Genomic DNA, 26610 nt, shown 5'->3' with positions numbered 1-26610 from the left:
GCCCCCTCGGGGGGCAGCGAATACACGAAGTGATGAGCGTGGGGGTGGTTCATTTGCTTTCTTCTACCTTGAACGCGAAGGCGCCGCTGTCGCTGCGGGCCAGGGCCAGCAACTGCGTCGCAGGCAGCGCCAGCTTCTGCGCCGCGAAATCGGCCGCCACTGGCAGCTGGCGGCCGCCGCGGTCGATCAGCACCGCCAGCCGCACGCAGGCCGGGCGGCCGAAGTCGAACAGCTCGTTGAGCACCGCGCGGATGGTGCGGCCGGTGTAGAGCACGTCGTCGAGCAGCAGCACGTCGGCGCCGTTGACGTCGAAGGGCAGCGTGGTCTGGGCGCTGGCGGCCAGGCCGCGGCGGGCGAAATCGTCGCGGTGCATGGCCGAGGAGATGATGCCGGGCGTGCCGGCCAGGCCCAGGTCCTTCTGCAGCCGCTCGACCAGCCAGGCGCCGCCCGAGGTGATGCCGACCAGCCGGGTGTCCGGGCGCATGAGGGGTTGGACGCCGCGCAGCAGCTCGACATAGAGCGCTTCGGCGTCGGGGATTGCGTTCACGGGAGACTCCTCAGGAACTGTTCAAGGATGATGCAGGCCGACGCGGCATCGGCGTCGCGCGCGCCGCCGGCCAGCGCCTCGGTGGTGCTGTAGCGCTCATCGACCTCGTACACCGGCAGATGGAAGCGGCCATGGAGCTGCCGGGCGAAACGCTGGGCGGCGCGGGTGTTGTCGTGCGGTGCGCCGTCGGGGTGGAAGGGCACGCCGACCACCAGCGCGTCGGGCTGCCATTCGCGGATCCGGGCTTCGACCTGCGCGAAGCGGGCATCGCCCTCGGCCTTGATGGTGGCCTGCGGCGTGGCCGTGCGCAGCAGCCGGTTGCCGCTCGCGACGCCGGTGCGCTTCTGGCCGTAGTCGAAGGCCAGGAAGCTTTGGAAATGGGAGGGGACGGACAGAGCAGGAACAGCGCGGTCAGGCATCGCCGGAACGCTCATGCGTGCCCCGCATCGGGCGACAGCGTCCAGGCCTCCAGGCCCAGCAGCGACAAGGCCTTGTCGTAGCGCTGCTCGACCGGCGTGTCGAAGATCACGGCCGGGTCGGCGCCCACCGTGAGCCAGCTGTTCTCGGCCAGCTCGGATTCGAGCTGGCCCTCGCCCCAGGCCGCGTAGCCGAGCGAGACCAGCACCTTGCGCGGGCCGGCGCCGGTGGCCATCGCTTCCAGCACGTCCTTGGAGGTGGTCATCTCGAGGCCGCCCGGGATCGTCATGGTCGAGGCGTAGACCGACTCGTTGGGCTTGTCGGCGTCCGCGAACACCGGCTCGTGCAGCACGAAGCCGCGCTCGGTCTGCACCGGGCCGCCCTGGAACACGGGCGCGTTGCCGAGCTCGGGGCGCGACAGGTGCAGCTCGATCTTCTCGAACAGCACCTTGAGGTTGATGTCGCTGGGCTTGTTGATCACCAGGCCCAGGGCGCCGCGCTCGCTGTGCTCGCACAGGTAGACCACGCTGCGGCTGAATGCCTTGTCTTCCAGACCCGGCATCGCAATCAGGAAATGATGCGTGAGGTTCATGGGGGCAGAATCGAAGGCCATGCCGCCGATTTTACTGGCCGTCGACAAAATCTATCCCAGGGGCCTCATGTGGTTTAGGCGCGATCTGCGCGTGGACGACAACGCGGCGCTCTACCAGGCCCTGCGGGCCTGCCGGCAGGTGGTCTGCGTGTTCGTTTTCGACCGCGCGATCCTCGACCCCCTGCCCCGCGCCGACCGGCGCGTGGAATTCATCCGCGAGTCCCTGGTGGAGCTGCAGGCGGAGCTCGAGGCGCTGGGCGGCGGGCTGATCGTGCGCCACGCGGCGGCCGAGGACGAGATCGCGCAACTGGCGCGCAGCCTGGAAGCGCAGGCGGTGTTCGCAAACCGCGACGACGAACCCGGCGCACTCGACCGCGACGCCAGGGTGCTGGGCGCGCTGGCCAACGCCGGCGTGGCTTTCCACACCTACAAGGACCAGGCCATCTTCGAGCGCGACGAGCTGCTGGCGCAGGCCGGGCAGCCCTACACCGTCTTCACGCCCTACAAGCGCGCCTGGCTGGCCAAGGTCGACGCCTTCTATCTCAAGCCGTATCCGGTTCGCAGCCACGCCGAGGCGCTGGCGCCGCCGCCCCACGCGCTGCGCGCGCCGGTGCCGACGCTGGCCGCGCTGGGCTTCGAGAAGACCAACCTGTCCGGACTCGAGATCCCGACCGGCAGCCAGGGCGGCGCCGCGCTGCTGGGCGACTTCCTGCAGCGCATCGACCGCTACGACACGGCGCGCGACTTCCCCTCGGTGCGCGGCCCGAGCTACCTCGGCGTCCATCTGCGCTTCGGCACCGTCTCGATCCGCCAGCTCGCAGGCCTGGCATACCCGCTGTCGCAGCAGGGCAATGGCGGCGCGGCGACCTGGCTCGGCGAGTTGATCTGGCGCGACTTCTATTTCCAGATCCTGGCCCACCACCCGCGCGTGGCCGAAGGCGGCGAATCGCACAGCTTCCGGCCCGAGTACGACAAGATCCAATGGCACCATGGCAAGCACGCCGACCAGCTGTTCGACGCCTGGTGCCAGGGCCGCACCGGCTATCCGCTGGTCGATGCCGCGATGGCGCAGATCAACCAGACCGGCTACATGCACAACCGGCTGCGCATGGTGGTCGCGAGCTTTCTCTGCAAGGACCTGGGGCTGGATTGGCGGCGCGGCGAGCGCTATTTCGCCCTGCACCTGAACGACTTCGAGCTGGCCTCGAACAACGGCGGCTGGCAATGGGCAAGCTCGAGCGGCTGCGACGCCCAGCCCTATTTCCGGATCTTCAACCCGGTCACGCAGAGCGAACGCTTCGACCCCGAGGGTAAGTTCATCCGCCGCTACGTGCCGCAGCTCGCGAAGCTGTCGGACGGCGCGCTCCATGCACCCTGGACCGCCAAACCGGTCGAACTGCTGGCGGCGGGCGTCGAACTCGGCGTGAACTACCCGAAGCCGGTGGTCGACCACGCCGAGGCGCGCGAGCGCACGCTGCAGCGCTATGGAGTGGTGCGGCAGGCGGAGCGCGCGGCGGGAAACGGTCGGCTCCGGTCATAGGGCAGGCGCCCGGCGAGCCCGCAGCTGCTCGCCGACTTCCATCCCTCGAGTGATTGTCCAGAGCCCGCTTGCTGCGGGCTTTGTGCTTTTGGAGCGCCCGGGCTGTGCGGCCCCACGCCTTGCCATTCACGCAAGCCCCCATCCATCAAGCTGATGGAAACCCTGAGAAGATATTTCAAATATCTTTCTAATATATTAACAACTCACTTCGCCCTCTCACCATTTGCAGGAGCACCGCAATGAACCATCCCCGCTGGCAAGGCATCTTCCCTGCCGTCACCACCAAGTTCCACGCCGACGAGCGCATCGATGCCGAAGGCACCGCGAAGCACATCGACTTCCAGATCCGCAACGGCGTCCACGGCATCGTCACCTGCGGCTCCCTGGGCGAAGCCAGCACCCTGACGCTCGAGGAAAAGCTGGACGTCGCGAGGATCGCGCTGGACGCGAGCGATGGCCGCGTGCCGGTGCTGGCCAACGTCTCCGAGACCAGCACGCGCGAAGCGCTGCGCTACATCGACGGCGCCAACAAGCTCGGCGTGGCCGGCTTCATGGTGATGCCCTCGGTCATCTACGTGGCCGACGCGCGCGAAGCCATGCTGAACGTGCGCACCATGGCCAACGCAGCGCAAAAACCGGTGATGGTCTACAACAACCCGATCGCCTACCGGGTCGACCTGTTGCCCGCGCACATGGCCGAACTGGCCGACTGCGAATGGATCGTCGCCATCAAGGAAAGCTGTGGCGACACCCGCCGCATCACCGACCTGCGCAATCTGCTGGGCGACCGCTACCAGTTGTTCCTCGGCGTCGACGACCTGGCCTTCGAAGGCCTGGCGCTGGGCTGCGATGGCCTGCTGGCGGGCGTCGGTTGCACCTTCCCGCGCGAAACCGTGGCGCTCTACGATTTGATGAAGGCGGGCCGGTTTGCCGAAGCGCTCAAGCTGTACCAGTGGATGACGCCGATGCTGCACCTGGACGTCTCGACCAAGCTGGTGCAAAACCTCAAGCTGATCGACCTGCTGGCCGGTGTCGGCACCGAGCACATGCGCCGCCCGCGCCTGCCGCTGGTCGGCGAAGAGCGGGCATTCATCGAAAAGGTCGTGAGGCAAGCGCTCGCGACCCGGCCGCCCGAATACCGATCGGTCAGCTGAATCCGTTCCAAGCCGCCCATTCACCGCCTCCCAACCAAGGAAAAAGCATGAAGACCGTCGCACACACGATTCCGCTTCTCGGCCTCGCCTTACTCGCCCTCGCGGGTCCCGCGCAGGCCCAGGAGCAGGTGGTCAAGATCGGCCACAGCGGTCCGCTGTCGGGCCCCAACGCCTATGCGGGCAAGGACAACGAAAACGGCGCGCGTCTCGCCATCGAGGAGCTCAACGCGAAGAAGATCGTGGTCGGCGGCAAGACGCTGAAGTTCGAGCTGCATTCCGAGGACGACCAGTGCGACGCCAAGACCGGCGTCAGCGTCGCGCAGAAGTTCGCGGACGAGGGCATCAAGTTCGTCATGGGGCCCTACTGTTCAGGCGTGGCCATTCCTGCTTCGCGGGTCTACAGCGACGGGGGGGTGCTGCTGTCCACCGTGGGCACCAACCCCAAGGTGACGCAGGGCGGCTACAAGAACCTCTACCGCATCATCGCGAGCGACAACCAGATCGGCTCCGCCATGGCGGTCTATGCGGCCAAGGTGCTCAAGGTGAAGACGGTGGGCGTGATCGACGACCGCACCGCGTTCGGCCAGGGCCTGGCGGAGGAGTTCACCAAGGAGGCGAAGGCGCAGGGCCTCACCATGGTGCGGCAGGAGTTCACCACCGACAAGGCGGTCGACTTCACCGCCATCCTGACCAACCTGAAGGCCAGGCAGCCCGAAGCGATCTTCTTCGGCGGCTACGCACCGCAGGGCGCACCCATGGCGCGCCAGATGAAGCAGCTCGGGATCGCCGCGAAGCTGCTCGGCGGCGACACGCTGTGCAGTCCGGAGATGGGCAAGCTGGGCGGCGATGCGGTCAACGACGCCGTCTTCTGCGCCCAGGGCGGCTCGATCCTCGAGAAGGCAGTGAGCGGCCCGGCCTTCAAGGCGAAGTTCAAGAAGCGCTTCAATGTCGATGCCGACGCCTATGCGGCCTCGTACTACGACCAGCTCATGTTCATCGGCGAATCCATGCAGAAGGCCAACTCGGTCGACCCCGACAAGGTAGGCGCGGAACTTTACAAGGCGACCTACAAAGGCGTGGCTGCCAGCTACAGCTACGACGACAAGGGCAACCTGAAGCAGGCGCCCATCACGGTGTTCACCTTCAGGAACGCCGCGCCGGTGCCGCTCGACAGCTACTGAGGAGCACGGCCATGCAACGCATCCAGGTCATCGACTCACACACGGGCGGCGAGCCCACCCGGCTGGTCATCGGCGGGTTTCCCGATCTCGGCGGCGGCAGCATGGCCGAACGCCGCGCGCTGCTGGCCGGCGCGCACGACGCGTGGCGCTGCGCCACGGTGCTGGAACCGCGCGGCAGCGACGTCGTGGTCGGCGCGCTGCTGTGCGAACCCGTGGCATCCGATGCCGCGGCGGGCGTGATCTTCTTCAACAACGCAGGCTATCTCGGCATGTGCGGGCACGGCCTCATCGGCCTGGTCGCGAGCCTGGCCCACATGGGCCGCATCGGCGCCGGCAGCCACCGCATCGAGACCCCGGTGGGCACGGTGACGGCAACGCTGCACGAGGACGGCCAGGTCAGCGTGCGCAACGTCGCCGCCTACCGGCACCTGCATCAGGTCGCGGTGGCCGTGCCGGGCCATGGCATGGTGCATGGCGACGTGGCCTGGGGCGGCAACTGGTTCTTCCTGGCGAGCGATCATGGGCAGCGCGTGGCGAGCGACAACCTGGCCGCGCTCACCAGCTATGCGTCGGCCCTGCGTCATGCACTGGCGGCGCTGGGCATCCAGGGTGCCGATGGGGCGGAGATCGACCACATCGAGCTGTTCGCCGACGACGACCAGGGCGCAGACAGCCGCAACTTCGTGCTCTGCCCCGGCCTGGCCTATGACCGCTCGCCGTGCGGCACGGGCACGAGCGCCAAGATCGCCTGCCTCGCAGCCGTCGGAAAGCTGGCACCAGGCGAAGTCTGGCGCCAGGCCAGCGTGATCGGCAGTCGCTTCGAGGCCAGCTACGAACTGGCCGATGGGCGGGTCGTTCCGACCCTTCGCGGCCGCGCCCACATCAGCGCCGAAGCCACGCTCCTGATCGAGGACGACGACCCCTTCGGCTGGGGCATCCGCCCCTGAAGCATCGCAGATGAAAGCCGACGACGTTCTCGTGATTGGCGCCGGCATCGTGGGCGCGGCCTGTGCCCATGCGCTGGCTCAGGCCGGCCTTCAGGTGAGAGTGGTCGATGCCGGCCTGGGCGGAGCGACGGGCGCCGGCATGGGGCACCTGGTGCTGATGGACGACAACCCGGCCGAACTCGCGCTCTGCCGGCACTCGCTCGCGCTGTGGCATGCGCTGGCGCCGCGGATGGGCAGCGACTGCGCGTTCACGCGCTGCGGCACGCTCTGGCTGGCCGCCAACGACGACGAGATGGCGGCCGCCGAGGACAAGCGCGCGCGCCTTGCCGATCACGGCATCGGCTGCCGCCTGCTGGGGGCCGACGCGCTGGCCGCGGCCGAGCCCGCGCTGCGCTCCGGTCTGACGGGCGCACTCGAGGTGCCCGGCGACAGCATCGTCTATGCGCCCAACGCAGCGCGCTGGCTGCTCGCGCACACCGACGGCCGCGTCGAGGTCGAACGCGCCGAGGTGGTGGCGATCGAAGAGGACGGCGTCCGGCTCGCCGACGGCAGCCGCCGCCATGCGCCCCACATCCTGCTGGCCAACGGCATCCAGGCCACCACGCTGTGTCCGGAACTGCCGATCAGGCCCAAGAAGGGCCACCTGCTGATCACCGACCGCTACCCCGGCACCGTGCACCACCAACTGGTCGAACTGGGCTATGTGACGAGCGCGCACCACAGCGACGGACCCTCGGTCGCGTTCAACCTGCAACCCCGACCAACCGGCCAGTTGCTGTTGGGCTCCTCGCGCCAGTTCGACACCACAGACCCTGCCGTGGAAGCGGCCATGCTGGCGCAGATGCTGCAGCGCGCACTGGGCTACATGCCGGGCCTGGCGGAACTCAACGCGATTCGCGCCTGGACCGGGCTGCGCGCCGCCACGCCCGACGGACTGCCGCTGCTGGGCCGGCATCCCCGGCATGACAGGCTCTGGCTGGCCGTCGGCCATGAAGGCCTGGGCGTCACCACGGCCACCGGCAGCGCCGATCTGCTGGCCGCCCTCATGACCGGAGGCACGCCGGCTTTCGACCCCGCGCCCTACGCCCCGACGCGCTTCCTGGAGGCCGCATGAGGACAACCGCGCCGGCCATGCTGGCCCTGCACATCGATGGCTGGCCGGTGTCCGTTCCCGCGGGCAGTTCGGTCGCCTCGGCACTGCGCATCGCCGACGCCTGCGGCCTGGGAACCGCGCGCCATTCGGTGCGGGGCGAGGCCCGTGCGCCTTTCTGCGGCATGGGCATCTGCCAGGAATGCCGGGTCGACATCGATGGCCGGCGACGCCTGGCCTGCCAGACCGCTTGTGCCGAGGGCATGCGGGTGGAGACGCTGCGATGAAACCCACCCCCGTTGCCGGCTCACTTCGTGTAGCCGCCTCCCCCTCAAGGGGGCAACACCAGCGGCCCGGCGGAGCCGGTTCCGCGGTGTTCCTGGCCTCTGGCTGCGCCGGTTTCATGCGTCGCGGGTCACGCGATCGCATGGTGGAAAATTGATGAGCGCGCTGACCGAGCACTGCGACGTTCTGATCATCGGCGCAGGGCCGGCCGGCATGGCCGCGGCCGTGGCCGCTGCGCCCAGCGGCGCCCGCATCGTGGTGGTCGACGACAACCCGGCGCCGGGCGGCCAGATCTGGCGCGACGGACCCGGCGCGCACCTGCCTGCGGCCGCCGTGAAATGGCGCGATGCGGTCTCCCGTTGCGCCCACGTGCGGATCTGCAGCGGGACGCGCATCGTCGCCGCGACCGGTCCGAACGAACTGTTGCTGGAGGATGCGCAACGCGGCTGGCGGCTGCGATGGAAGAAGCTCATCCTGTGCACCGGCGCCCGCGAATTGCTGCTGCCGTTTCCGGGCTGGACGCTTCCCGGCGTCACCGGTGCGGGCGCGCTGCAGGCCCTCATCAAGTCCGGCTTGCCCGTGGCGGGCGAGCGCATCGTGGTGGCCGGCAGCGGTCCGCTGCTGCTGGCCGCCGCAGCCGCCGCACGCCAGGCCGGCGCGCAGGTCGTGCGCATTGCCGAACAAGCCGGCTTCGCAGCGGTCGCCGGGTTCGCGCTGCGGCTGGCCGGCTGGCCGGGCAAGTTCGCGCAGGCCTTGCCCCTGGTCGACCCGCAGTACCGAACCGGCGCGCAGGTCGTCGCGGCCCTGGGCAGCGGCCGGGTCAGCGCAGCGCGCATCCAGCGCGGCGGCCGCCAGACGGACATGGCCTGCGAACGCATCGCCTGCGGCTTCGGTCTGGTGCCGAACACGGAGCTCGGCCGGGCGCTGGGCTGCGCCATGGCGCCGGTCGCAGGCGGCATGCAGGCGCTGGCCGTCGATGGCATGCAGCAGTGCTCGGTGGCCGACATCTACGCGGCGGGCGAGTGCACCGGCATCGGCGGCAGCGAGCGCGCGCTGGTGCAGGGCGCGATCGCCGGTCACGCGGCCGTCGGCCATGCCGCCGCGGCGCAAGCCTGCGGGCCCGAACGCGCGCGCTGGAACGCCTTCGCCGCGCAGTTGCAGCGCAGCTTTGCGCTGTCCCCCGCACTCAGGCGGCTACCCGCGCCCGACACCCTCGTGTGCCGCTGTGAAGACGTGCCGTATGCGGCACTGGCGCCCTGCGCCGGCTGGACCGAGGCCAAGCTGCACAGTCGCTGCGGCATGGGCGCATGCCAGGGCCGTGTCTGTGGTGCGGCGGCGCAGATTCTCTTCGGCTGGACAGCGCCCGAACCGCGCCCCCCGTTCTCGCCGGCCCGCATTGCGACGCTGGCGGGCATTTCGAATTCCCATTCCGACTGAACACGCCATGCCCAGCCTGCAGGCCTCACCCGGGTTGGGCGGACAATTCCCCGCAAACTTCCACAGCACGCCGCCTCCGACCATGCCCCTCGCCTTGAAATCGTCCCAAGCGACCGCACCCAAGCGGCGCGCGGCGGATTTGGCCTATGACGCCATCGAGACGCTGATCTCGACACTGCAACTCGAGCCCGGCAGCCCAGTGGTCGAAGCCGACATCGCCGACTCCACGGGTCTCGGCCGCACCCCGGTGCGCGAAGCGCTGCTGCGCATGATCTCGATCGGCCTCATCGTGCAGCAGCCCCGACGCGGACTGCTGGTCTCCCAGATCGTTCTGGCGGACCATCTCGACGTGGTCCAGACACGCAGGGTGCTCGAAAACCTGATCGCCGCCTGCTCGGCGCGCCGCGCCACCGTCGTCCAGCGCAAGGAAATCGTGCGCTGCGCCGAGCGAATGGTGAAAGCGGCCGCGCGCGGCAACCTCGACGACTACATGCTGGCCGACCAGGAACTCGACCAAGCCAATCATCGGGCGAGCCACAACGACTCCGCGGTCAAGGCCGTCGTGCCGTTGATCGTCCAGTGCCGGCGCTTCTGGTATGCCTACCAGCATGAAGGCGACATCACCGAAGGCGCGAACGCGCACATGGAGCTTGCGCAGGGGATCGCGACCTGCGACGAAGCGGCGGCGGTCGCCGGCGCCAATCGGCTGATGGACTACCTGGAGCGATTCGCGCGCCGGGTGATCGACAAGTAGCGCGCCGATTTCCTTGGCTTGACGATGCTCCAGTTCAGAGCAAGCCCATCGATGCCCTGTTGGTCGACCGCCGCCGAATTCGATCATCAATTGACCAATCACACTCACTGACCCGTCAGCCGAAAGCGAAAACGCCTGAACAACTCCGTCTCTCCAGACCGGCAGCCGCGTAGCCGGAGGGCATAGCTGATCAGTGCGTGATTGAGCATATAGAGCCGGCTACCCTCCGCTACGCCGTTTGGGGAAAGGTTGCCCACGATCCACTCCATGGCTGATTGGCCGTCGTAGCGGGCTCGCGGCGCGAAGAGACGATCTGCACTGCCGATTTCGCCGTGCATGTTCAATGCATAGGCGAACGGATAGGGGCGACTGGCGCATTCCATGTCATTGCGGGTCATATCGGCAAAGGCATCGACATGCCGCTCCAGCATCTCGTCGGGGATCAGGTCCGTCCGTCCAGTGACGACGGCGGTCTCGATCAGATACGAGTACGCGATTCCATGCAGGAAGAAGTTCTTGCTCGGATCGATTTGCCGCCACTGCCCCACGAAATTTGTCACAAAGTCGTTAAAGTCCGGCAGTTCGTCGTGCAGTTGACCCAGGTTGTGTAGTGCCACGATGTAGTACAGCCCCATGTGGGTGCGTTCAACTTGGCCTATGACAGCCAGGAGTTGCCTTGCTTCCGCGAGCCAGTCTTTGCGGTATGCGAGGTACTCTCGCCGCCCGGATATGGCGATGGCGTTCAGCATCGTGAGGAGCGGGTAGATTTTCGGAAACGCCGGTGACATTGCCTGGGGAAACGCGGGCGGGTTGTTCAACTCGTCGGCCCGGTCCAGACAGTCCAGCACCTCGCGCATGTAGTCCCGGTCACCATCGAACATCAATGCGTCATACCCAAGCAATGAAATCGCCGAAAACAGTATCGATCCACCGCGCCCGCGGAAGAACGGCGCCGGGATCCGCTCCAGCACGTTCAGCGCTTCGCAAATGTAATTGCGCTTGCCCGCGACCAGCCGCTCCTGCTCGCCGGCTTGGCCAAAGGCGATGAACACGGCGGCAAAGGCAGAAAGCTTCTCGTATTCGCCGTGGCGACCGGCATTCTCATCCTTGATCTGGTTCGGCTGGATCTCGTCCAGCATGGCGAGCAGCTCGCCCGGAAAGTCCAGCTTGTCATTGTTCAGCAGCGCCGGATTGAGACCGAGCTTGGCAAAGGCGTCGATAAGAATGCAACCGGCCATGAGGCGCCAGTAGGGATTCGCCTCCGCCCGCACGGCTTGCAGCAAGGGGGTGAGGCTGGACTCGACTGCCACGCTGGCGACATCGCTGGCTGGATCGACCACGATCAGGATCTGCTCGGTCAGCAAGCGCGCGAACAGCGTATAAGCGTTGGAGGCCGGGACCTTTTCTGTCAGCAGCCCGAAGGCATGGCGAATGTGCCCCGCAACGGCCGCATCGTACTCGACCGGATACTGCCCCAGGCCGATGCCGCGCACGATGCGGCTCCACGGGGTGGTAATAATGCGGGATTCATTGGATAGATCGTTCAGCCCGAACACGGGCGAAAACAGCGAAGTACTGACCATGCGCGCCTCTTTTTTTGTGGTTGTTTGTGTGTAATGAACGGCTGTGTCGCGGCTAAGAGCCTGCGGCGCGTCCCCCCCCCCGGGGCGGGGGTGCCCCTCAAATAGGCGAGCCCCGCAACCCCAGCCATCTCGGGGCTTGTGCGGCGCTCCCGAAGGCGGAAAGGGTGGCGCTCCAGCTTGGTGAAGACTCGGCGCCCCTCTGCGCTTTTTTGGGCTCATCAGGTCGTAGTCGTTTCCCGTTTCAGCGGAGCATCGGGATGCTCCCCGTGCAAGCGCGCAGCCACGTGCCCGGGAGGGTTCGGAACCAGATGCGGCAGTGGCGGAACCGGCACGCCGAGGAATTCCGTGCGCCGACCCTCCAGCATGTCTAGTGCCCAGTTCAACCATTTGACGCCTTCGCAATAGATCGCGATCGGCCGGCGTTGCGTCTGCCAAGTGTCGTGTAGCGCCCCGTCCAATTCAGTCTGAAAGTGAAAGGGCGGCATCGCGGCAAAGTGGGTGCCCATGACGAAGACGAAGCGGATCAACCAATAGGGGTCATCCTGCAGGTAGGGGGAAGTCGGGTCATCGAGCGCATACACCGAGGTCATGACTGGTCCGAAATAGTCTTCTATTCCTTGCGGCGGCGCGGTGCGGTCCACCGTCCCGCGCCGCTCTGCCAAGTCATTGACGCGGTAGGCGTTCTGAAACGGGTTCTGTTCATTGAAGGTAATGGTGATTTCCGGCGCTTGCCCTTCTTCGGGCTGAACCTGCAGCTCGAAATGCTCATAATGAATTTCGTCGTAGTGGGCGAGGCTGTTGTGCCAAGGCTTGTTGTCATACATGGCGTCATCCAGCGTATTACCGCCCTCGCTTTTGAAACCGATGGCGCGTGGATCGAGGAATTTGATTCCCAGAGATTCGGCTGTGATGTTCTTCAAAGCGGCATTTATTTCCGCTTCCTGCGCGCCAGTTTCGATCAATTTCTGCACTTGCAGCAGAGGCTGAACATCCACTATTTTGATATTTTCCGTATTCGCGTCTCCCATCACGAGCGAATGAAATCGCGGCTCCAGAATTTCGAGAAACTCCGGATGAGTGCGAAATTTTTTTACGATGGCGAGCAAATTTGAATAACTACGACCATTGATAGTGATCCACTCGGAATCGAGGAAATTCCGGTCGAAGGTGCCGGGTGCGGTACGCCGGCACAAGCCGAGGCGATCCTCTATTTTTCTGAAATATGAGATATCCAGCGTGTTGCCTGGCGCTGGGGCGCGCTTCACGGAATGCACGTGCTGCGCCAGGAAGCGATAGATCTGCTCGTAGAGGCGAGCGATGACCGCCGGCGGCGGTGAATGCTCCTCGATGAAACGGCTGACCTCCTTACCAGAAATGAAGCTCATTTCATAGATGACTTCTTTGTGGGTGGTCTTGCCATCCCTTTGCAAGTGGGCGGGGATGGGAATGTCCCGCTCCAGCACGGAGTACACCTCAGGGAAGTATTGCCGCAACGAATCCGGCAACGCTTGTAGGTACTCGGCCTGCTTCTTGGCCTTGGCGAAGGGCGGCAACATCACTCCTTCGCCTTCCTGATCCCAATGTGCCGCGATCAGCGCCTCGCTCAGAATCTTGCGTACAACAATCTCGCGCCGGATTCGCATCGCTTCAGAACTGATGGACATGGTCATCCCATTGCCTCCCTTGTGAGGAATATCGTCATGGATTCGCTACCGCCCTTGCCGAAACCCACAATCCGCTCACCGACGTTGACATAGGTGTAAACAGTACTGCTGAGAAGTCGGCGGCTTCGGGCGTAGCGCAGCACTTTTTCGTTGTCGGCGGTCAGGGTCGAGATGCACAGCGCCTCAAAGGTGTCGAGGGCGGAGTTCTCTCGCCTTCCGAGATCGACCGGAGAAAGCACGGAGATGACATTCGATTTGTGGGGCGCTGCGCTCACCCGGCCCGGCAGCAAAGCAGATCCCAGCGAAATGACTTGGCAGTTTCCATTGAGATGTAAATGGTGCACTTCGGCTTCCCCGCCCTCGCGGCGCAGCACGCCGCGGGTAGCGGCCTCCAGCGTCTTTCTGTCATAAACCGGCATGCCTTCTCGCGAAATGACGGGAACTGCTGGTTTCACGAGCGAGGCGATCAGCTGCTCCAATGCGGCCTGCATGCCGTTGCCACCCGCCCCGTCCCGGAGCCAAGCACAGTACAGTTCCACGATTTCCGCCAGCGACGTTGCGCCCGATGCCGCCAAAGCGATCAACCAGCCCATGAGGTCGATTCCTTGAAGGAAATAGTCGCGCTGGGCAAAGATGGCCGGGCGGTAGTGGCGCAAAACATGGAAGAGCGCGTATTGGTAGACGATGTGGCTTATAGCCAATTGCTCGACCGTGAGCGTGCCGCCCCCCGGCAACGCTGCGGCCACGGCATCTTCGATGCGGAGTTTGTGCGCAACCTGAGCGTAGATGTCGCGCGCCAGTGGTTGCGTATCCAACAAGAGCAATGTATGGCGGGAGAGCTCCGCCAGCTTCAGATCGGCAAGCGGTCCGAAATGGAACACCACCAGTTCCGGGTGCTCGATGTTGCGCACGCTCTGGTCGGTAACGCCACCCGTGCCGTCGATGACCTTGAGCTCAGCATAGACTTGACCGAGCCGTTCCTGGCCGCCGATGATCTTTTTCTTCAGATGCGCCTGCAGGATCAATTCACCTTGGTGAACGTCGATGCTTTCCCGGTGAAGCCAGGTGTGCTGAAAAATCTCTAGAAATCGGTAAAAGGCGAGCGACCGCTGGCGCTCAATTCGGAGCATCTCTTTGGTAATGACGCGGCTCATGCTGCGATACAGGTAGCGCTCGCAGAAAGGACTGGTGGCAGCTAGCCGGAACAGATCTCGCAGCACGTTGTAGTGCCGGGCGGTCATGCGACTATCCGGGTTGTGCAGATTCGCAATCTCGGCCAACAGATTTTCAAGCAGCGTCACCGCGCGCAGCAGCAGACCAGTCTCCTCCGGTGCTCCGGTACAAGCCATCACCGGGATCTCGGTGTTGTTGTCGGTCAGCAATTTCACGGATTTGCCGCCCAAGCCCAGTTCCAAGACGAGATCCGGGTTGAGGCTTGCCAGGGTCTCCACGGTGGTCCGGGAAGTCATGATTTCGTCTGTCATGGCCAGCACGGCGCTACGCACTTCGACGGCGCTGGTGAGCAAACCAGCCCCGTGGTTGGAAATCACCGGGGTGTGCGGCTCCTTGAAGACGATGCCATTTTCATCAATGAAGCGTTCCAGCGCGCGGCGAACACAACGCAAACGGCTGGAGTGAGCCAAGAAAGTGGTCGGTGATTTCAACTCCTCCGTCTGCACGGCGGGGAAGTTTTTCATGAATAGATTAAAGGCGGGCTTGATACCGGAGCGGACGTAGATATTCGTTTGCCTCCACGAGTACAACTTGTGCACTTCTACGTCCATCTGGGGATAGAACATCCCGATCCCCTTCAGGGCCTTAGCCAGATCGGCGGGATCTCCCTTGAGCGCCACAACATGGAACGGCTCTGGCACCAGCGCGATTCCTTGCAAATATTCGGGCAAATAAGCAGCGACGGTCCGGGCAAACGGTTCGTCGCCGCGAACGCCTTCGGCCGCCTGTACCAGTAATGGCACGAACGCCCGCGAAATCTTGATGCCGTCGCCGCATGAGAGTGCGCCACTCGCAACCGCGGCGGCAATGATGCCGAAGCTTTCGCCGGTATACGCCATGAAGCTCAGCGGCACCGCGCACTGCTCCGCCGCAGCCCTCAGCCAAGCCTCCAGTGCCAAGTTGTGCACCAGAAATGCGGCGCCAATGAATCCCTGTCGCTCAAAACGGCCTTCAGGAAGATTTTCCCGGACTAGCACCAGCTGGCCGAGTCGTCCAGCGCAGCCGAGTGCCTGCGCGGCTTCCGAATAGATTTTCAACACGCCAGGCATTTTGCAATTCAACAGGGTCCGGTCCAGATTCCGGTATGCATCCCGACTACCAAGCCCCGGGAAGAAACCAACGATGCGACTCCCAAATGTTTTTACGGGGAAGGCTCTTGCCATCGATTTTGTATTCACGCATTGGCCCCTTTTCAAGTATTAGGCGACGGCATCGAAATATCGCCATATTCAACGATCTGATCCGATATTGAATTTTTCAGCACTGCAGCCCCACGCAGAGCCACGTTTGCCAGCAACAAGAGGTTGCTGCCACATGTACAGAAACATTTCAAGGAATCATCCGGGTTGCCAGGCCGCCAAAGGCGTCCTGTGCATCCAGCGTGATGTTCGTTTCACGCCGCCGTCGACGCACACGCCATGGGTTTCGCCCGCGATCCCGCTAAAAGGACCAGCAGCCCCACAAAGCTGAGCGCTGCGCCTGCCCACAGCGGCGAGGCATACCCGAAGCCTGCCTGCAGGGCCATCCCGCCCAGCCACGCGCCAAGCGCATTGCCGACGTTGAAGGCGGCGATGTTAGTGCCGGAGGCCATGGTGGGCGCATCGCTAGCGAACTTCATGATCCGCAGCATCAACCCCGGCGCAGTTGCAAGCCCGATGGACCCCATTAACAGGAGCGAGACGATCGTCATGATCTTGTTTTGCGCAGTCAGCGCAAACATGATGAGTACAGCAGTGAGCAAGGCCAGGAACACGCTTAGCGAGGCGTTCAGGGCCTTGTCCGCGGCCTTGCCGCCGACAATGTTTCCTACAAATGTCCCGATGCCGAACAGCACCAGCAGCCACGGTACGGCAGCGTTTGCGAAGCCGCTGACCTTGGTCACGGTGAAGGCGATGTAGGTGAAGCCGCCGATCACCCCGCCAAAGGCAAAGATGCTGACCGCCGCGGAAATCCATACCTGCGGCCGACCGAACACCGCGAGTTCACTGCGCAGGCTGGTGTTGGCAGGCGCCGGGAGCCTCGGCACCAGCAGCCGGATGCCGAGCATGGTGACGATGCCGATAAGCGCGAGGGCCCAGAACGTCGACCGCCAGCCGAGTTGCAGACCGAGGAACGTGCCAAGTGGAACGCCGAGTACGTTCGACACGGTGAGGCCCGCAAACATCAGTGAGATGGCGCTGGCCTTCTTGTTGACTTCGACCATGTCGGAGGCGACGACCGCACCGACACTGAAGAAGGCCCCATGGCAGAGTGCTGCCACGATCCGCCCCATGAGCAGTGTTTCGTAGTTCGAAGCCAGTGCGCAAATCAGATTGCCGGCGATGAACAACCCCATCAGCATGAGCAACGCGCGCCGGCGATCGAACCGGGCTATCAAGGCGGTGAGGACGAGCGCGCCAATCGCTACGCTTAGCGCATAGCCGGACACCAGATAGCCGGCCACCTGCTCGGTGACGCCAAAATCAACAGTCACCTGGGGCAGCAGCCCGACAATACCGAACTCAGTAAGCCCTATACCGAAGGCCCCCAGAGCGAGGGCAATAAGTCCAATTGGCATGTAAGCCTTCCTAATTAAATTTAAATGCAACTATTTGCGGAATTGTGATTCGTTTACCGCTTTTGTTATCAGTCTGCGTTCTAAACGCCTTGCCCCCACTGTCTCCATGACCGTTCTGTTGCATCCGCGCACAGCATTTGCCCCTACAGCCAGAGAGCGCTGCTTTAAACTGTTCTATAAATTCGAAAATTAAAGCGCAGGCAATACTAAATCCACAGGCAACCTTAAATGTGCAAGCTATGAATATCACAGTGCCGAAAAATGGATAAATCGGACGTGACCCTGGATCGCATGCGCACATTCGTGCGCGTGGCCGAGCGCGGCAGTCTGTCAGCGGTAGCGCGGGAACTGGGGGTCGGCCAATCGACGATCACGCGGCATCTGCGTGAGCTTGAAGAGGCGGTGGGCGTGCCTTTGCTCAGCCGGACCACTCGGCGCGTAACACCGACTGAAGAGGGCAGCCACTACTACGCCAGCAGCGTGCAGATCCTGAGGCTGGTGGACCAGGCCGGTGGGGAGGCGCGCAGGATGCGCGAAGCGCCGTCCGGCACGATCCGCATCTCGTGCACGGCCGCATTCGGCGTCTTGCATCTCAGCAGGCTGATCTTCGCCTTTCAAGAGCGCTATCGCGACATCTCCGTCGATCTCAGCCTGACTGACGAGCGCATCGACCTTATCCAGGGAGGGGTCGATATCGCGCTACGCCTGGGCCCGCTGAGCGACAGTTGCATGAAGCATCGCTCGCTCGGCCAGAGCCGGCGCTTGCTGGTCGCGGCCCCGGGCTACCTGGCCGCCCACGGCACGCCGGTTGTGCCGCAGGATCTGGCCGGCCATGGGGGTATCCGAATGTCAAACGTCGCCGGCAGCGACACGCTCACCTTGTTGGGAGCAGACAGCCAACGCCACGTGGTGCCGCTTGGCGGGCGTTTGCGGGTCGATCACGGGCTGGCCGCCCGCGAGGCCTTGGCGGCCGGGAGGGGCATTGGCGCCGCCCATGAGTGGCTGGTCGGCGACCTGCTGGCTGCAGGGCAACTCGAGGTCATCCTGCCGGACTATTCGTTGCAGCCCGTGCCGTTGAACATCTTGATCGTGCCAGAGCGATCCGGCATTTCCCGCGTGCGGCTGCTGGTTGACTTTCTGGCCAGGAAGATCTGCGACGTCCCGGGGATCGGAACGGCACAATCGACGTAGCCGCCGGCGAGAGCCGAGCCGAGTGCACCCTTTTCAGCATCGCCGCAGGCCTTTTGGCCGCTCAGGCCGCCAGCACCGCCGGCAGTTCCACCCCGGTGTAGCTGCGCACCAGCCGCAGCAGCTCGTCTTCCGAATACGGCTTGCCGAGGTAGTGGTTGACGCCCAGCGCGCGCGCGTGATCGTGGTGCTTCTCGGCGATCCGCGAGGTGATCATGATGATCGGCAGGTCGGCCAGCGACTGGTCGGCGCGGATGTTGCGCGCCAGGTCGAAGCCGTCCATGCGCGGCATCTCGATGTCCGACAGGACGACCGCCGGCCGCTCCTGCTGCAGCCGCTCGAGCGCCTGCAGGCCGTCGGCCGCCAGCGCCACACGGTAGCCCTCGCGCTGCAGCAGGCGCTGCGTGACGCGCCGAACCGTGATCGAATCATCCACCACCAGCACCAGGGGCACCTGCGGCGCCACCGCCGGCAGCGAGGCCGCGGGCTGCGCGCCGCGCGCTGCGGGCTGGCGGCGCGCGGCGGCCTGGTACTCGCGCGCCTGCTCGCCGTGCACCGCAGCGAGGGCCACGGGGTTATAGATCAACGCCACCGCGCCCGAGGCCAGCACCGAGATGGCAGCCATGCCGGGCAGCCGCGACAGCTGCGGTCCGAGGTTCTTGACCACCACTTCCTGGTTGCCCAGGACTTCGTCCACGTGCAAGGCGACGCGCTGGGCGGCGCTTCGCACGATGACGATCGTGTTGGCCTTGGACGGCGCGCGCTCGCTGCGCGCGGAGGACTGCAGCAGCGCTCCGGCCCAGTAGAACGGCACCTGCTCGCCGCCGAAGGCGTAGCGCTGTTCGAGGTAGGCGGACTCGAGGTCCGAGGCGCTGGCGCGCAACACCAGCTCGACCAGGTTGGAGGGCACGCCGACCGAGGTGCCGCCGGCGCGCAGCATGACCACGTGCGTCACCGCGGTGGTCAGCGGCAGCACCAGCTTGAAGACCGTGCCCTGGCCAGCCTGGCTGTGGATCTCGATGCGGCCGCCGAGCGCGGCGACTTCGGCCCGCACCACGTCCATGCCGATGCCGCGACCGGCCAGTTCGGACACCTGCTCGGCGGTCGAGAAGCCGGGCTGGAAGATCAGCTCGGCCGCATCCGCGTCGCTGATCGGCTGCCCTTCGGCGACCAGCCCGAGCGCGCGCGCGCGGGCCGCGATGCGCGCATGGTTGAGGCCGGCGCCGTCGTCGCGGAAGCTCACCGAGACGTCGTTGCCTTCATGGTGCAGCTCGATGACGATCAGGCCGCTGGCGTCCTTGCCGGCCTTCTCGCGCGCCGCCGCGTCCTCGATGCCGTGTGCCACGCAATTGCGCAGCAGGTGCTCGAAGGCGGGTGTCATGCGGTCCAGCACGCCGCGGTCCATTTCGATCGAACCGCCGGTGATGTCCAGGCGCACCTGCTTGCCGGTCTCCTTGGAGGCCTGGCGGACCACGCGGTACAGCCGCTCGGAGATGCCTTCGAATTCCACCATGCGCGTGCGCAGCAGTCCGCGCTGAAGCTCGCGGGTCTGGCGCGCCTGGGCGCTCAGGTCGTCTTCGGTCGCCTGCACGGTCTTCTGGAGCGTGCGCTGCACGGTCGCCACGTCGTTGACCGACTCGGCCATCATGCGGGTCAGTTCCTGCACCCGCGTGAAGCGGTCGAACTCGAGCGGGTCGAAGCCCTGCTGCGAATCCTTGGCCTGGGCCAGGCGCGACTGCATCTGGCTCTCGGCCTGGACCTCGATGTCGCGCAGTTGCTGGCGCAGGCGATCCAGGTTGCCGGTCAGGTCGCCGAGCGAGCTGCGCAGCTGGCCCAGCTCGGCCTCGAGCCGCGAGCGCGTGATGATGACCTCGCCGGCCTGCGCCACGAGGCGGTCGAGCAGGTGGGTGCGGATGCGCACCGCCTGGCTCGAGACTGCGCGCAGCGGCGTGAGGGCCGATGGCGATGGCATCGCCACCGTGCCGCGCGCAACGGCGGACTCGGCGGCGGCCTCCGGCAGCGCGTCGCGGACGAGCGCAGCCGCGGCCGACACCGATTCCGCGGGCTTCGCGGGGGCCGGCGGCGCCACCGCGCGCTGCACCAGCTCGGTCTGGATCGCATCGTCGGCGGCGCGCAGCGCATCGAAGGTCGCCTGCAGCGCATCGAAGCGCGTCATCAGCCGTTCGATGGACGAACGCTCGCCACCCGCGGCGCCGAGCGATTCGATCTCGGACTCCATGCGGTGCGCGCGCTCGCCCAGGCGCATCGCGCCGGCCAGCCGGGCGCTGCCCTTGAGGGTGTGCAGGGTGCGCAGCGTGGACGCGCGCGGCGCCATGTCGTCGGGACGCTGGGCCCATTCGCGCAGCGCGGCGCCGAGCTGCGGCAGCAACTCGGCGGCCTCTTCCTCGAAGATCGGGAACAGGTCGACGTCGACCGCATCGGCCATGTCGACGGCATCCTCGGAGTCGTCGAGCGCGACGTCCGCCATGCCGTCGCGCACCAGGTGCGGATAGACCGGCCGCGCGTCAGTCGCCTCGGCCGGCAGCACGGAGGCGGCGACTTCGCGCAGCGCCCGCAGCGTGCCTTCGGCCGGATCCTTGAGGACGCCGGCCGCGAACTGATGCAGCAGGCGCCGCAGTTCCTCGGCCGCGCCGACCAGCACCGTGCCTTGCTGGGGCGTGCCGCGGCCCTGCATCTGCAGGTGCTGCAGCGCGGCCTCGAGCAGGCGCGCCATGCCCGACAGGCTCTGGAATCCCACCGTCGCCGAACTGCCGGCCAGCGAATGCGCCAGCCCGATCGTCGAGTCGGACACCCGCTGGTGCGATTCGAGCGCCCATTCACCGACCTCGGTGGCCAGTTGCCGCGACCATTCGTCGGCTTCGTTGAGATAGACGTTGTAGAGCGCAATGCCGATGCGCAGCGGCCCGATGACCTTGACCTGCTCCTCGGCGCTCGGCAGTGACGGGCGTTCGGGCTCGATCTCGGCCGGCGGCGCGGTCGCCGCCGCCACCGATGGCGCGGCGGCCTCGGGCGGCAGCTCTTCCTCGGCGGCTTCCGCCACCGGCGCCAACGCCAGCGGTTCGACCACGGGTTCGGGCTCGAGGCTGATGGCCGGCGGCGGCGGCTCGGCCTGCGCTTCGGGCTCCAGGCTCAAGGCGAAGGACAGCTCGGGCTCGGGGACGGGCTCTGGCTCTGGCTCTGGCGCAGGGACGAAAACCGGGGACTCGAAGCCCTTGGGAGCTTCGGCTTCGGCTTCGGCTTCAGCGTCGGCTTCCGGCTCGGGCCGCGGGCTGCTCGCGAGGGGCTCGAGCGAGGTATGGACGGTCTCGAGGAAATCGACCTCCTCGAGTTCGCCCAGGTCCGCCGGCGCTTCCGGTGCGGGGCCGCCATCGAAATCGAGAAAATCCGTCGAGGCGAAATCGTTCGGGGTGCGTGGCGCCTCCTCGTCCCTGGAGGGCTCGATCAGGCCCGGCCACACGGTGGCGGCTTCGGCGGACGGCGTCGCTGCGGCCGGCTCTTCGGTCGGCGGCAGATCGGACGCGACAGGCCCGAGGTCCAGATCGGGGAGCTCCAGATCGGGAAGCTCCGGCAACGCTTCGGGCGCGGCGGCGGGCGGCGCCTCGGCCAGCGATTCGGCGGCGATGTGGCGGGCGGCCGCGACCAGTGCGCCGGCATCGGCCACGCGGGCGGGCGCCACCAGCGGTTCCCCCGTGCGCAAGGCCTCGGCCACGCTGCGAAACGGCGCCGAGTGCCAGCTGTGCGGCTGGTTGGCTGCAATGGCCTCGACCCATTTCGCGAAATCCGTCAGCGCACTGCGCGTGCCGGCAACCAGTTCCGGCGTCGCGGGGCGCTGGTCGGCCAGCCAGGTGTTGAGAACCTGCTCGAAGGACCAGGCGGCTTCGCCGAAATCCATCAGCCCGACCATGCGCGAGCTGCCCTTGAGCGTGTGGAAGGCGCGCCGCAGCACGGTCAGCTCACCATCGTCGTCCGGACGGGCGCTGAGCGCAGACACCGCGGCCAGGCCGTTGTGCAGCACTTCGCGCGCCTCGTCGAGGAAGATGTTCTGGAGGTCGTCCTCCTCGAGTTCGGTGACCTCGGTGTCGGGCAGCATGCCTTCCAGCGGCGCCGGACCGGTGATCTTCGAGGTCCAGCTGGCGGTCGCGCGGCTGAACTCCTCGATCGGCGAAGGTGGCGGCTTGCGGCTGGCCGGCGCGGCGAGCGCCGCCAGCTTGGCTGCGATCTGCGCATCCACCTCCTCGACGCTCAAGACGGCTTCGGTCACGGCAACCGGGCCGGACGCCGCGGCGAAGGACGCCGGGGCTGCCGCTTCCGACGTACTGCCCTCGGTTCCTTGCCGCCCCATCAGCGGCTTGAGCTCGCCCAATTCCGCATCGAACACGAACAGCCGCTTCGCCAGCGCCGGCTGGTAGCTCAGCATGTCGATCAGGAAACCGAGCGCGCCCAGGTTGTTGCCAAGCGAGTCGAAGGCCCGGATCTCGTCGGCCGGCGATTCCTCGGCCAGCAGCTGATCGACGTTCTCGCGCATGCGCTGCACGGTCTGCGCCGCCTGGTCGAGGCCGAGCACCGAGAACACGCCGCGCATCTGCAGCAGCTGGCTCGGCACGGTGCGCAGCAGGCCCTTTTCGGTCGGCCTGCGGAAGAACTGATCGAGCGACTTCTCGAGTTCGCCCAGGTGGCTGCGCAGCTCGCCGACCACGGTGCCCATGGTCTGGCGATCGCTGACGCGGCGGTAGAGCTCCTCCATCCAGGGCTCGAGCGGCTCGGAGCGGCCGCCGTCGCGGGCCCGCTCGATGCGGCCCGCCAGCTGCACGGTGCGCGCGGTAAGTTGGCGGTCGTGCGGATCGAGGTCCTCGAAGGCGGCCTCGAGGTACAGCACCGAAGTCGCGACTTCCATCGCCAGCTCGGTCGCCGGCGGCTGGCCCGACCCCATCGAGGCCTCGACCGCATTGTTGAGCGCCTGCACCATCGGTGCGCTGGGCGGATGCAGCTTCTGGAGCGATTCGCCGAGCTGCGCGAAGGTGTCGGCGACCTGCCGCGTGCGGCTGGTGTCGCCGCCCGACAGCGCCGACCACATCTCTTTCGCGGCCTCGATGCGCTTGCGCGCCTGCGCCAGCACCAGCGGGTCGAAGCGGCCGAACTGCTCGATCGTGTAGTCGACCGACTGTTCGTTGGCGACGCCCCAGGCGACGCGCACCGCGCGCAGGGTGGCGGCCTCGTCGCGCGGGCCGGGCGCGGCCTGCGCGCAGAAGAACAGCAGGTCCTGGCCCAGGCGATCGGACACGGTGTTGTCGCCGCGTGCCAGGGTGGCGTATTGCAGCAGCACGCGCGAAGCGGCGCGCTTCACATGCGAGTCGGTCGGTATCAGCGCCAGCGCCAGGGCCTCGAAGAAGCCGGCGGCCAGGGTCCAGAAGCTCGCGACCCGCGGCATCGACGCGCCGCGCCCGAGCCCGAGGCACAGCGCCTGGAGCCGGCGGGCGGCGTGGTCGTCGCCGCTCTTGACGACCTTGAGCACCTCGCGGTCGAGCTTGGAGCGCACCGCCGGGTCATAGACCAGCGCAGACTGGGTCGGCGCCGGCTTGATCTCGACCCAGCGCCAGGTCATGCTCCAGAGGTCGGCCGGATGCACCCGTTCGTTGCCGACCAGCTCGAGCACCTCGCGGTACTGCGGGAACAGCGCCACCGACGACACCACCTTGCCGGCGATCATCGCGTTGAGGAAGTCGGCCACCGCGAAGCCCGCGCGATCGATCTTCTCGACCGCGCTCTCGTTGCAGCGCAGCGGCTCCGTGACGAAGCTCTGGACCGCGAACTCCATCGCGCCCAGCACCAGGGCCGGCGCCGTGTGGCCCACCATCTGGAGCGCACCGACGGCCTGGTGCAGATGCTGGCGCGTCAGGCGCAGCGGCGCGGTGTCGATCTCCGTGCCCGGCGCGGCGGCGGCGGCCTCGCGGGCGAAGCGCCGCAGCGTCTTGCCGACTCCGTCGAGCGACTTCTGGATCTCTCCCAGGACCCAGGCCAGCGGCCCGAGATCCTCGGTGGCCGGCGCGTTGCCGGCGGTGTGGGCGACGGTGGGGCTTTGGATCGACACGTTGGGCGCTCGGCGTTCAGGCAATCTTGAAACGAGACACGGACTGACGCAGTTCCTCGGCCATGTGCGAGAGCTCGCGAACCTGCTGCGCGGTGGTCCGCGTGCCCTCGCCGGTCTGCTCCGTCACGGCGAAGATGTGCTGGATGTTCGCGGCCACCACGTTGGCCGAATCGGCTTCGCGGGAGGCGGACTGCGAAATCTGCTCGATCAGTTCGGCCAGCCGGCGCGACACGCGGTCGATCTCCGACAGCGCGGTGCCGGCGTTGTCGGACAGCTTCGCGCCCTCCACCACGCCCTGCGTGGAACGCTCCATGGCGCCCACCGCATCCTGGGTGTCGGTCTGAATGGCCTTCACGAGCGCCGAGATCTGGCGCGTGGCGTCGGCCGAGCGTTCGGCCAGGCGCTGCACTTCTTCCGCCACCACCGAGAAGCCGCGACCGGCTTCGCCGGCCGAGGCGGCCTGGATGGCGGCGTTGAGCGCCAGCACGTTGGTCTGTTCGGTAATGTCCGAGATCAGCTCGGTGATTTCGCCGATCTCCTGCGAGGACTCGCCCAGGCGCTTGATGCGCTTGGAGGTCTCCTGGATCTGGTCGCGGATCGAGTTCATGCCGCCGATCGCGTTCTGCACCGCCTGCAGGCCCGACGAAGCGGCTTGCAGCGATTGCCGCGCCACCGTGGCCGATTCCTGCGCCTGCGAGGACACGCCGTTGATTCGCTCGGCCATGGTCAGCACCGACTGGCCGGTCTCGCGGATCTCGCGCAGCTGTTCGGTCGAGGCCGCCAGCAGTTCGGTCGAGGTGCTTTCCACCTGAGAGGTGGTCTGCGCCACGCGGGTCGCCGTGTTCTGCACGTTGCCCACCAGCAGGCGAAGCTCTTCCACCGTGTAGTTCACCGAGTCGGCGATGGCGCCGGTGATGTCCTCGGTCACCGTGGCTTCCTGCGTCAGGTCGCCTTCGGCCACCGTCTGCAGTTCGTTCATCAAACGCAGAATGGCGGCCTGGTTGGCAGCGTTGACGCGGCTCGCGTCCTCGCTCACGCGCTCGGCCTCGACCCGATCGCGCTCCGCCGCGGCGGCACGCTCGCGGCCTTCGCGCACCTGCACGAAACCGATCGCGCCGGCCAGCGCCAGGGCGGCCAGCGACAGCACGAACAGCATCACCACCGTGCCGGCGCCGAGGCCGGTGCGGGCCGAGAGCTTTTCCTGCAGGTCGCCGAGCGCGGTGCGCAGCGGTTCGCTGTCGGCCAGGATGGCGGCTTGCGCCTCGCGCGCCGCCACCAGGCCCTGCAGATTGCCCAGGATGGCGCCGGCTTGGGTACGGGTCGATTCGTAGGTCTTCAGGATGGCTTCGAGCTGCTGGCGCGTCTGCGCGTCGCGCGTGCCCGGCAGGCGCTGCTGCGGGCTGCCGTCGAGCAGGCCGCGGGTGATTTCCTGGAAGCTGTTCAGGTCCTTGCCGAGCAGGAACACGGCGTCCGGGCTCACGCCCTCGACCGTCAGGAACTCGTTGGCCGACTTGCCGATGCGCTGCGTCAGCATCACCAGCTGGCCGGCGGCGGAGATTTCCGGGATGGTCGCGTTCTGCTGCATCTTCAGGGAAGCCACGGTCTCGGCCATCTCGAGCAGGTCCGAGGACTGGCGATTGATGTCGCGCAGCGCGGTGCCGACCTGGGTCAGGATCTTCTGCTGGGCGAGCACGGCCTTGGCATTCTTGTCGGCCCGCTCGACCAGCGGGCCGATCTTGCCGAGCTCGGCGTCGTACTGGCTGCCCGCGCGCTCCAGCTTGAGGGCATCGTCGCCGTGGGTCAGGCCCTGCACGCGGCGGGTCAGGTCGTCCGCGCTGTCGCGCACTTCGACGAAGGCGGCGACGTTGCCGACCAGCGCCTGCGACACCGACTTGGCGAGTCGCTGCGACTGCATCAGCGACTGGCCGGTGGCCGCCACCTGCTGCGCCAGGCGTTCAGCACGCAGGATGGCGGAGCCGGCGACCAGCAGCAGCAGCAGCACCACGCCCGCCAGCGCCAGCGCGAGGATCCGCTGCTGGCGCGCCGGGCTGGATCGCCGCGAGCGCCTCGATCGGGTCGCGCCCGGCGGCGGCACGGCGCCGGAACCGTCGGCCGGTGGCACCTCCCCCGCGCTCTGCAGCGCGGCATCGGCCGCCGCCGGCGAGGCCTCGGGCTCCGGCACGGCATCGCGGCGCACCGGCTCGGCCCTGTCGTCGCCCGTCTGCACGGTTTCGATGCTGTCCAGCGACAGGGTGGCTGCGCTGTCGGCGCCCACGGTGACGCTGTGGCCGCCTTGGGGCAGGAGTTTCTTGAACTTGTCGGCGATCGAGCT

18 protein-coding genes are annotated in these 26610 nt (G+C 66.6%); 9 read left to right on the top strand and 9 right to left on the bottom strand.

The features are described 5' to 3' along the window. Positions 1-49: 49 nt before the first annotated feature. Genes pyrR through AC1D2O_RS11465 form a run of 3 tightly spaced genes read right to left on the bottom strand, consistent with a single transcriptional unit; the run spans position 50 to position 1577 of the window. Entirely contained in the window at positions 50-547 is a 498-nt protein-coding gene (gene pyrR / locus AC1D2O_RS11475) for a bifunctional pyr operon transcriptional regulator/uracil phosphoribosyltransferase PyrR (RefSeq protein ID WP_478157012.1), read from the bottom strand. Beyond that, positions 544-966, bottom strand: a complete 423-nt coding sequence (gene ruvX, locus AC1D2O_RS11470) for a Holliday junction resolvase RuvX (RefSeq protein WP_478090384.1) — start codon at positions 964-966, stop codon at positions 544-546. The genes pyrR and ruvX overlap by 4 nt, the downstream gene beginning before the upstream one ends. Positions 967-977: 11 nt before the next feature. Then, on the bottom strand, positions 978-1577 hold the full coding sequence (locus AC1D2O_RS11465) for a YqgE/AlgH family protein (protein WP_478090385.1): 600 nt from the start codon (positions 1575-1577) through the stop codon (positions 978-980). Between AC1D2O_RS11465 and AC1D2O_RS11460 the strand changes: the two genes are divergently transcribed. The 8 genes from AC1D2O_RS11460 to AC1D2O_RS11425 all read left to right on the top strand — a co-directional run bounded on the left by AC1D2O_RS11460 (position 1576) and on the right by AC1D2O_RS11425 (position 9944). After that, positions 1576-3096 carry a cryptochrome/photolyase family protein gene (locus AC1D2O_RS11460; RefSeq protein ID WP_478090386.1) on the top strand — a complete coding sequence of 507 codons (1521 nt, stop codon included), beginning with the start codon at positions 1576-1578 and terminating at the stop codon, positions 3094-3096. The genes AC1D2O_RS11465 and AC1D2O_RS11460 overlap by 2 nt on opposite strands. 239 nt (positions 3097-3335) lie before the next feature. Continuing rightward, complete coding sequence (locus tag AC1D2O_RS11455; RefSeq protein WP_478090387.1) at positions 3336-4250, top strand: dihydrodipicolinate synthase family protein; 915 nt, start codon at positions 3336-3338, stop codon at positions 4248-4250. 47 nt (positions 4251-4297) lie between these two features. Then, positions 4298-5431, top strand: coding sequence for a branched-chain amino acid ABC transporter substrate-binding protein (locus AC1D2O_RS11450; RefSeq protein WP_478090388.1), 1134 nt, complete (start codon positions 4298-4300; stop codon positions 5429-5431). 11 nt (positions 5432-5442) lie between these two features. Continuing rightward, positions 5443-6378: a 4-hydroxyproline epimerase gene (locus AC1D2O_RS11445; RefSeq protein WP_478090389.1), complete on the top strand. Its 936-nt coding sequence runs from the start codon at positions 5443-5445 to the stop codon at positions 6376-6378. Positions 6379-6388: 10 nt separating this feature from the next. Then, complete coding sequence (locus AC1D2O_RS11440) at positions 6389-7492, top strand: NAD(P)/FAD-dependent oxidoreductase (RefSeq protein ID WP_478157010.1); 1104 nt, start codon at positions 6389-6391, stop codon at positions 7490-7492. Next, positions 7489-7755 carry a (2Fe-2S)-binding protein gene (locus tag AC1D2O_RS11435; RefSeq protein WP_478090391.1) on the top strand — a complete coding sequence of 89 codons (267 nt, stop codon included), beginning with the start codon at positions 7489-7491 and terminating at the stop codon, positions 7753-7755. Before AC1D2O_RS11440 ends, AC1D2O_RS11435 begins: the two co-directional genes overlap by 4 nt. A gap of 154 nt (positions 7756-7909) precedes the next feature. Continuing rightward, positions 7910-9190 carry an FAD-dependent oxidoreductase gene (locus tag AC1D2O_RS11430; RefSeq protein ID WP_478157008.1) on the top strand — a complete coding sequence of 427 codons (1281 nt, stop codon included), beginning with the start codon at positions 7910-7912 and terminating at the stop codon, positions 9188-9190. Positions 9191-9272: 82 nt separating this feature from the next. Beyond that, positions 9273-9944, top strand: coding sequence for a GntR family transcriptional regulator (locus AC1D2O_RS11425; RefSeq protein WP_478090393.1), 672 nt, complete (start codon positions 9273-9275; stop codon positions 9942-9944). A 104-nt stretch (positions 9945-10048) separates the two neighbouring features. Here AC1D2O_RS11425 and AC1D2O_RS11420 read toward each other — a convergent pair whose 3' ends face one another. From AC1D2O_RS11420 to AC1D2O_RS11405, 4 genes are all read right to left on the bottom strand, one after another. Beyond that, the gene (locus tag AC1D2O_RS11420) at positions 10049-11527 is read right to left on the bottom strand and encodes a hypothetical protein (RefSeq protein WP_478090394.1); all 1479 of its coding nucleotides are present in this window, start codon (positions 11525-11527) and stop codon (positions 10049-10051) included. A 218-nt stretch (positions 11528-11745) separates the two neighbouring features. Next, positions 11746-13197, bottom strand: coding sequence for a hypothetical protein (locus AC1D2O_RS11415; protein WP_478157006.1), 1452 nt, complete (start codon positions 13195-13197; stop codon positions 11746-11748). Beyond that, complete coding sequence (locus AC1D2O_RS11410; protein ID WP_478157004.1) at positions 13194-15602, bottom strand: hypothetical protein; 2409 nt, start codon at positions 15600-15602, stop codon at positions 13194-13196. The genes AC1D2O_RS11415 and AC1D2O_RS11410 overlap by 4 nt, the downstream gene beginning before the upstream one ends. Before the next feature lie 215 nt (positions 15603-15817). Beyond that, positions 15818-16981: an MFS transporter gene (locus tag AC1D2O_RS11405; RefSeq protein ID WP_478157002.1), complete on the bottom strand. Its 1164-nt coding sequence runs from the start codon at positions 16979-16981 to the stop codon at positions 15818-15820. Between the two features lie 261 nt (positions 16982-17242). Between AC1D2O_RS11405 and AC1D2O_RS11400 the strand changes: the two genes are divergently transcribed. Next, complete coding sequence (locus tag AC1D2O_RS11400; RefSeq protein ID WP_478157000.1) at positions 17243-18172, top strand: LysR family transcriptional regulator; 930 nt, start codon at positions 17243-17245, stop codon at positions 18170-18172. 61 nt (positions 18173-18233) lie between these two features. Here the strand turns inward: AC1D2O_RS11400 and AC1D2O_RS11395 are convergent, their stop codons facing one another. After that, positions 18234-24278 (bottom strand): hybrid sensor histidine kinase/response regulator, encoded by a 6045-nt coding sequence (locus AC1D2O_RS11395; protein WP_478156999.1) that lies wholly within the window; start codon positions 24276-24278, stop codon positions 18234-18236. A gap of 16 nt (positions 24279-24294) precedes the next feature. Continuing rightward, entirely contained in the window at positions 24295-26604 is a 2310-nt protein-coding gene (locus AC1D2O_RS11390; protein WP_478093487.1) for a methyl-accepting chemotaxis protein, read from the bottom strand. Positions 26605-26610 lie beyond the last annotated feature (6 nt).

The sequence above is a fragment of the Variovorax sp. P1_G12 genome, assembly GCF_056405555.1.
Note: the sequence above shows the minus strand (reverse complement) of the source record. Positions and strands in the feature narration are given on the sequence as shown.

Excerpts from the sequence above, each read along its gene's own strand:
- AC1D2O_RS11425 (WP_478090393.1), top strand. The coding sequence starts at position 9,273 with ATGCCCCTCGCCTTGAAATCGTCCCAAGCGACCGCACCCAAGCGGCGC.
- AC1D2O_RS11400 (WP_478157000.1), top strand. The coding sequence starts at position 17,243 with ATGGATAAATCGGACGTGACCCTGGATCGCATGCGCACATTCGTGCGC.
- AC1D2O_RS11405 (WP_478157002.1), bottom strand. The coding sequence starts at position 16,981 with ATGCCAATTGGACTTATTGCCCTCGCTCTGGGGGCCTTCGGTATAGGG.
- AC1D2O_RS11415 (WP_478157006.1), bottom strand. The coding sequence starts at position 13,197 with ATGACCATGTCCATCAGTTCTGAAGCGATGCGAATCCGGCGCGAGATT.
- AC1D2O_RS11450 (WP_478090388.1), top strand. The coding sequence starts at position 4,298 with ATGAAGACCGTCGCACACACGATTCCGCTTCTCGGCCTCGCCTTACTC.
- AC1D2O_RS11430 (WP_478157008.1), top strand. The coding sequence starts at position 7,910 with ATGAGCGCGCTGACCGAGCACTGCGACGTTCTGATCATCGGCGCAGGG.
- AC1D2O_RS11435 (WP_478090391.1), top strand. The coding sequence starts at position 7,489 with ATGAGGACAACCGCGCCGGCCATGCTGGCCCTGCACATCGATGGCTGG.
- ruvX (WP_478090384.1), bottom strand. The coding sequence starts at position 966 with ATGCCTGACCGCGCTGTTCCTGCTCTGTCCGTCCCCTCCCATTTCCAA.
- AC1D2O_RS11460 (WP_478090386.1), top strand. The coding sequence starts at position 1,576 with ATGCCGCCGATTTTACTGGCCGTCGACAAAATCTATCCCAGGGGCCTC.
- AC1D2O_RS11465 (WP_478090385.1), bottom strand. The coding sequence starts at position 1,577 with ATGGCCTTCGATTCTGCCCCCATGAACCTCACGCATCATTTCCTGATT.
- AC1D2O_RS11420 (WP_478090394.1), bottom strand. The coding sequence starts at position 11,527 with ATGGTCAGTACTTCGCTGTTTTCGCCCGTGTTCGGGCTGAACGATCTA.
- AC1D2O_RS11440 (WP_478157010.1), top strand. The coding sequence starts at position 6,389 with ATGAAAGCCGACGACGTTCTCGTGATTGGCGCCGGCATCGTGGGCGCG.
- AC1D2O_RS11445 (WP_478090389.1), top strand. The coding sequence starts at position 5,443 with ATGCAACGCATCCAGGTCATCGACTCACACACGGGCGGCGAGCCCACC.
- AC1D2O_RS11455 (WP_478090387.1), top strand. The coding sequence starts at position 3,336 with ATGAACCATCCCCGCTGGCAAGGCATCTTCCCTGCCGTCACCACCAAG.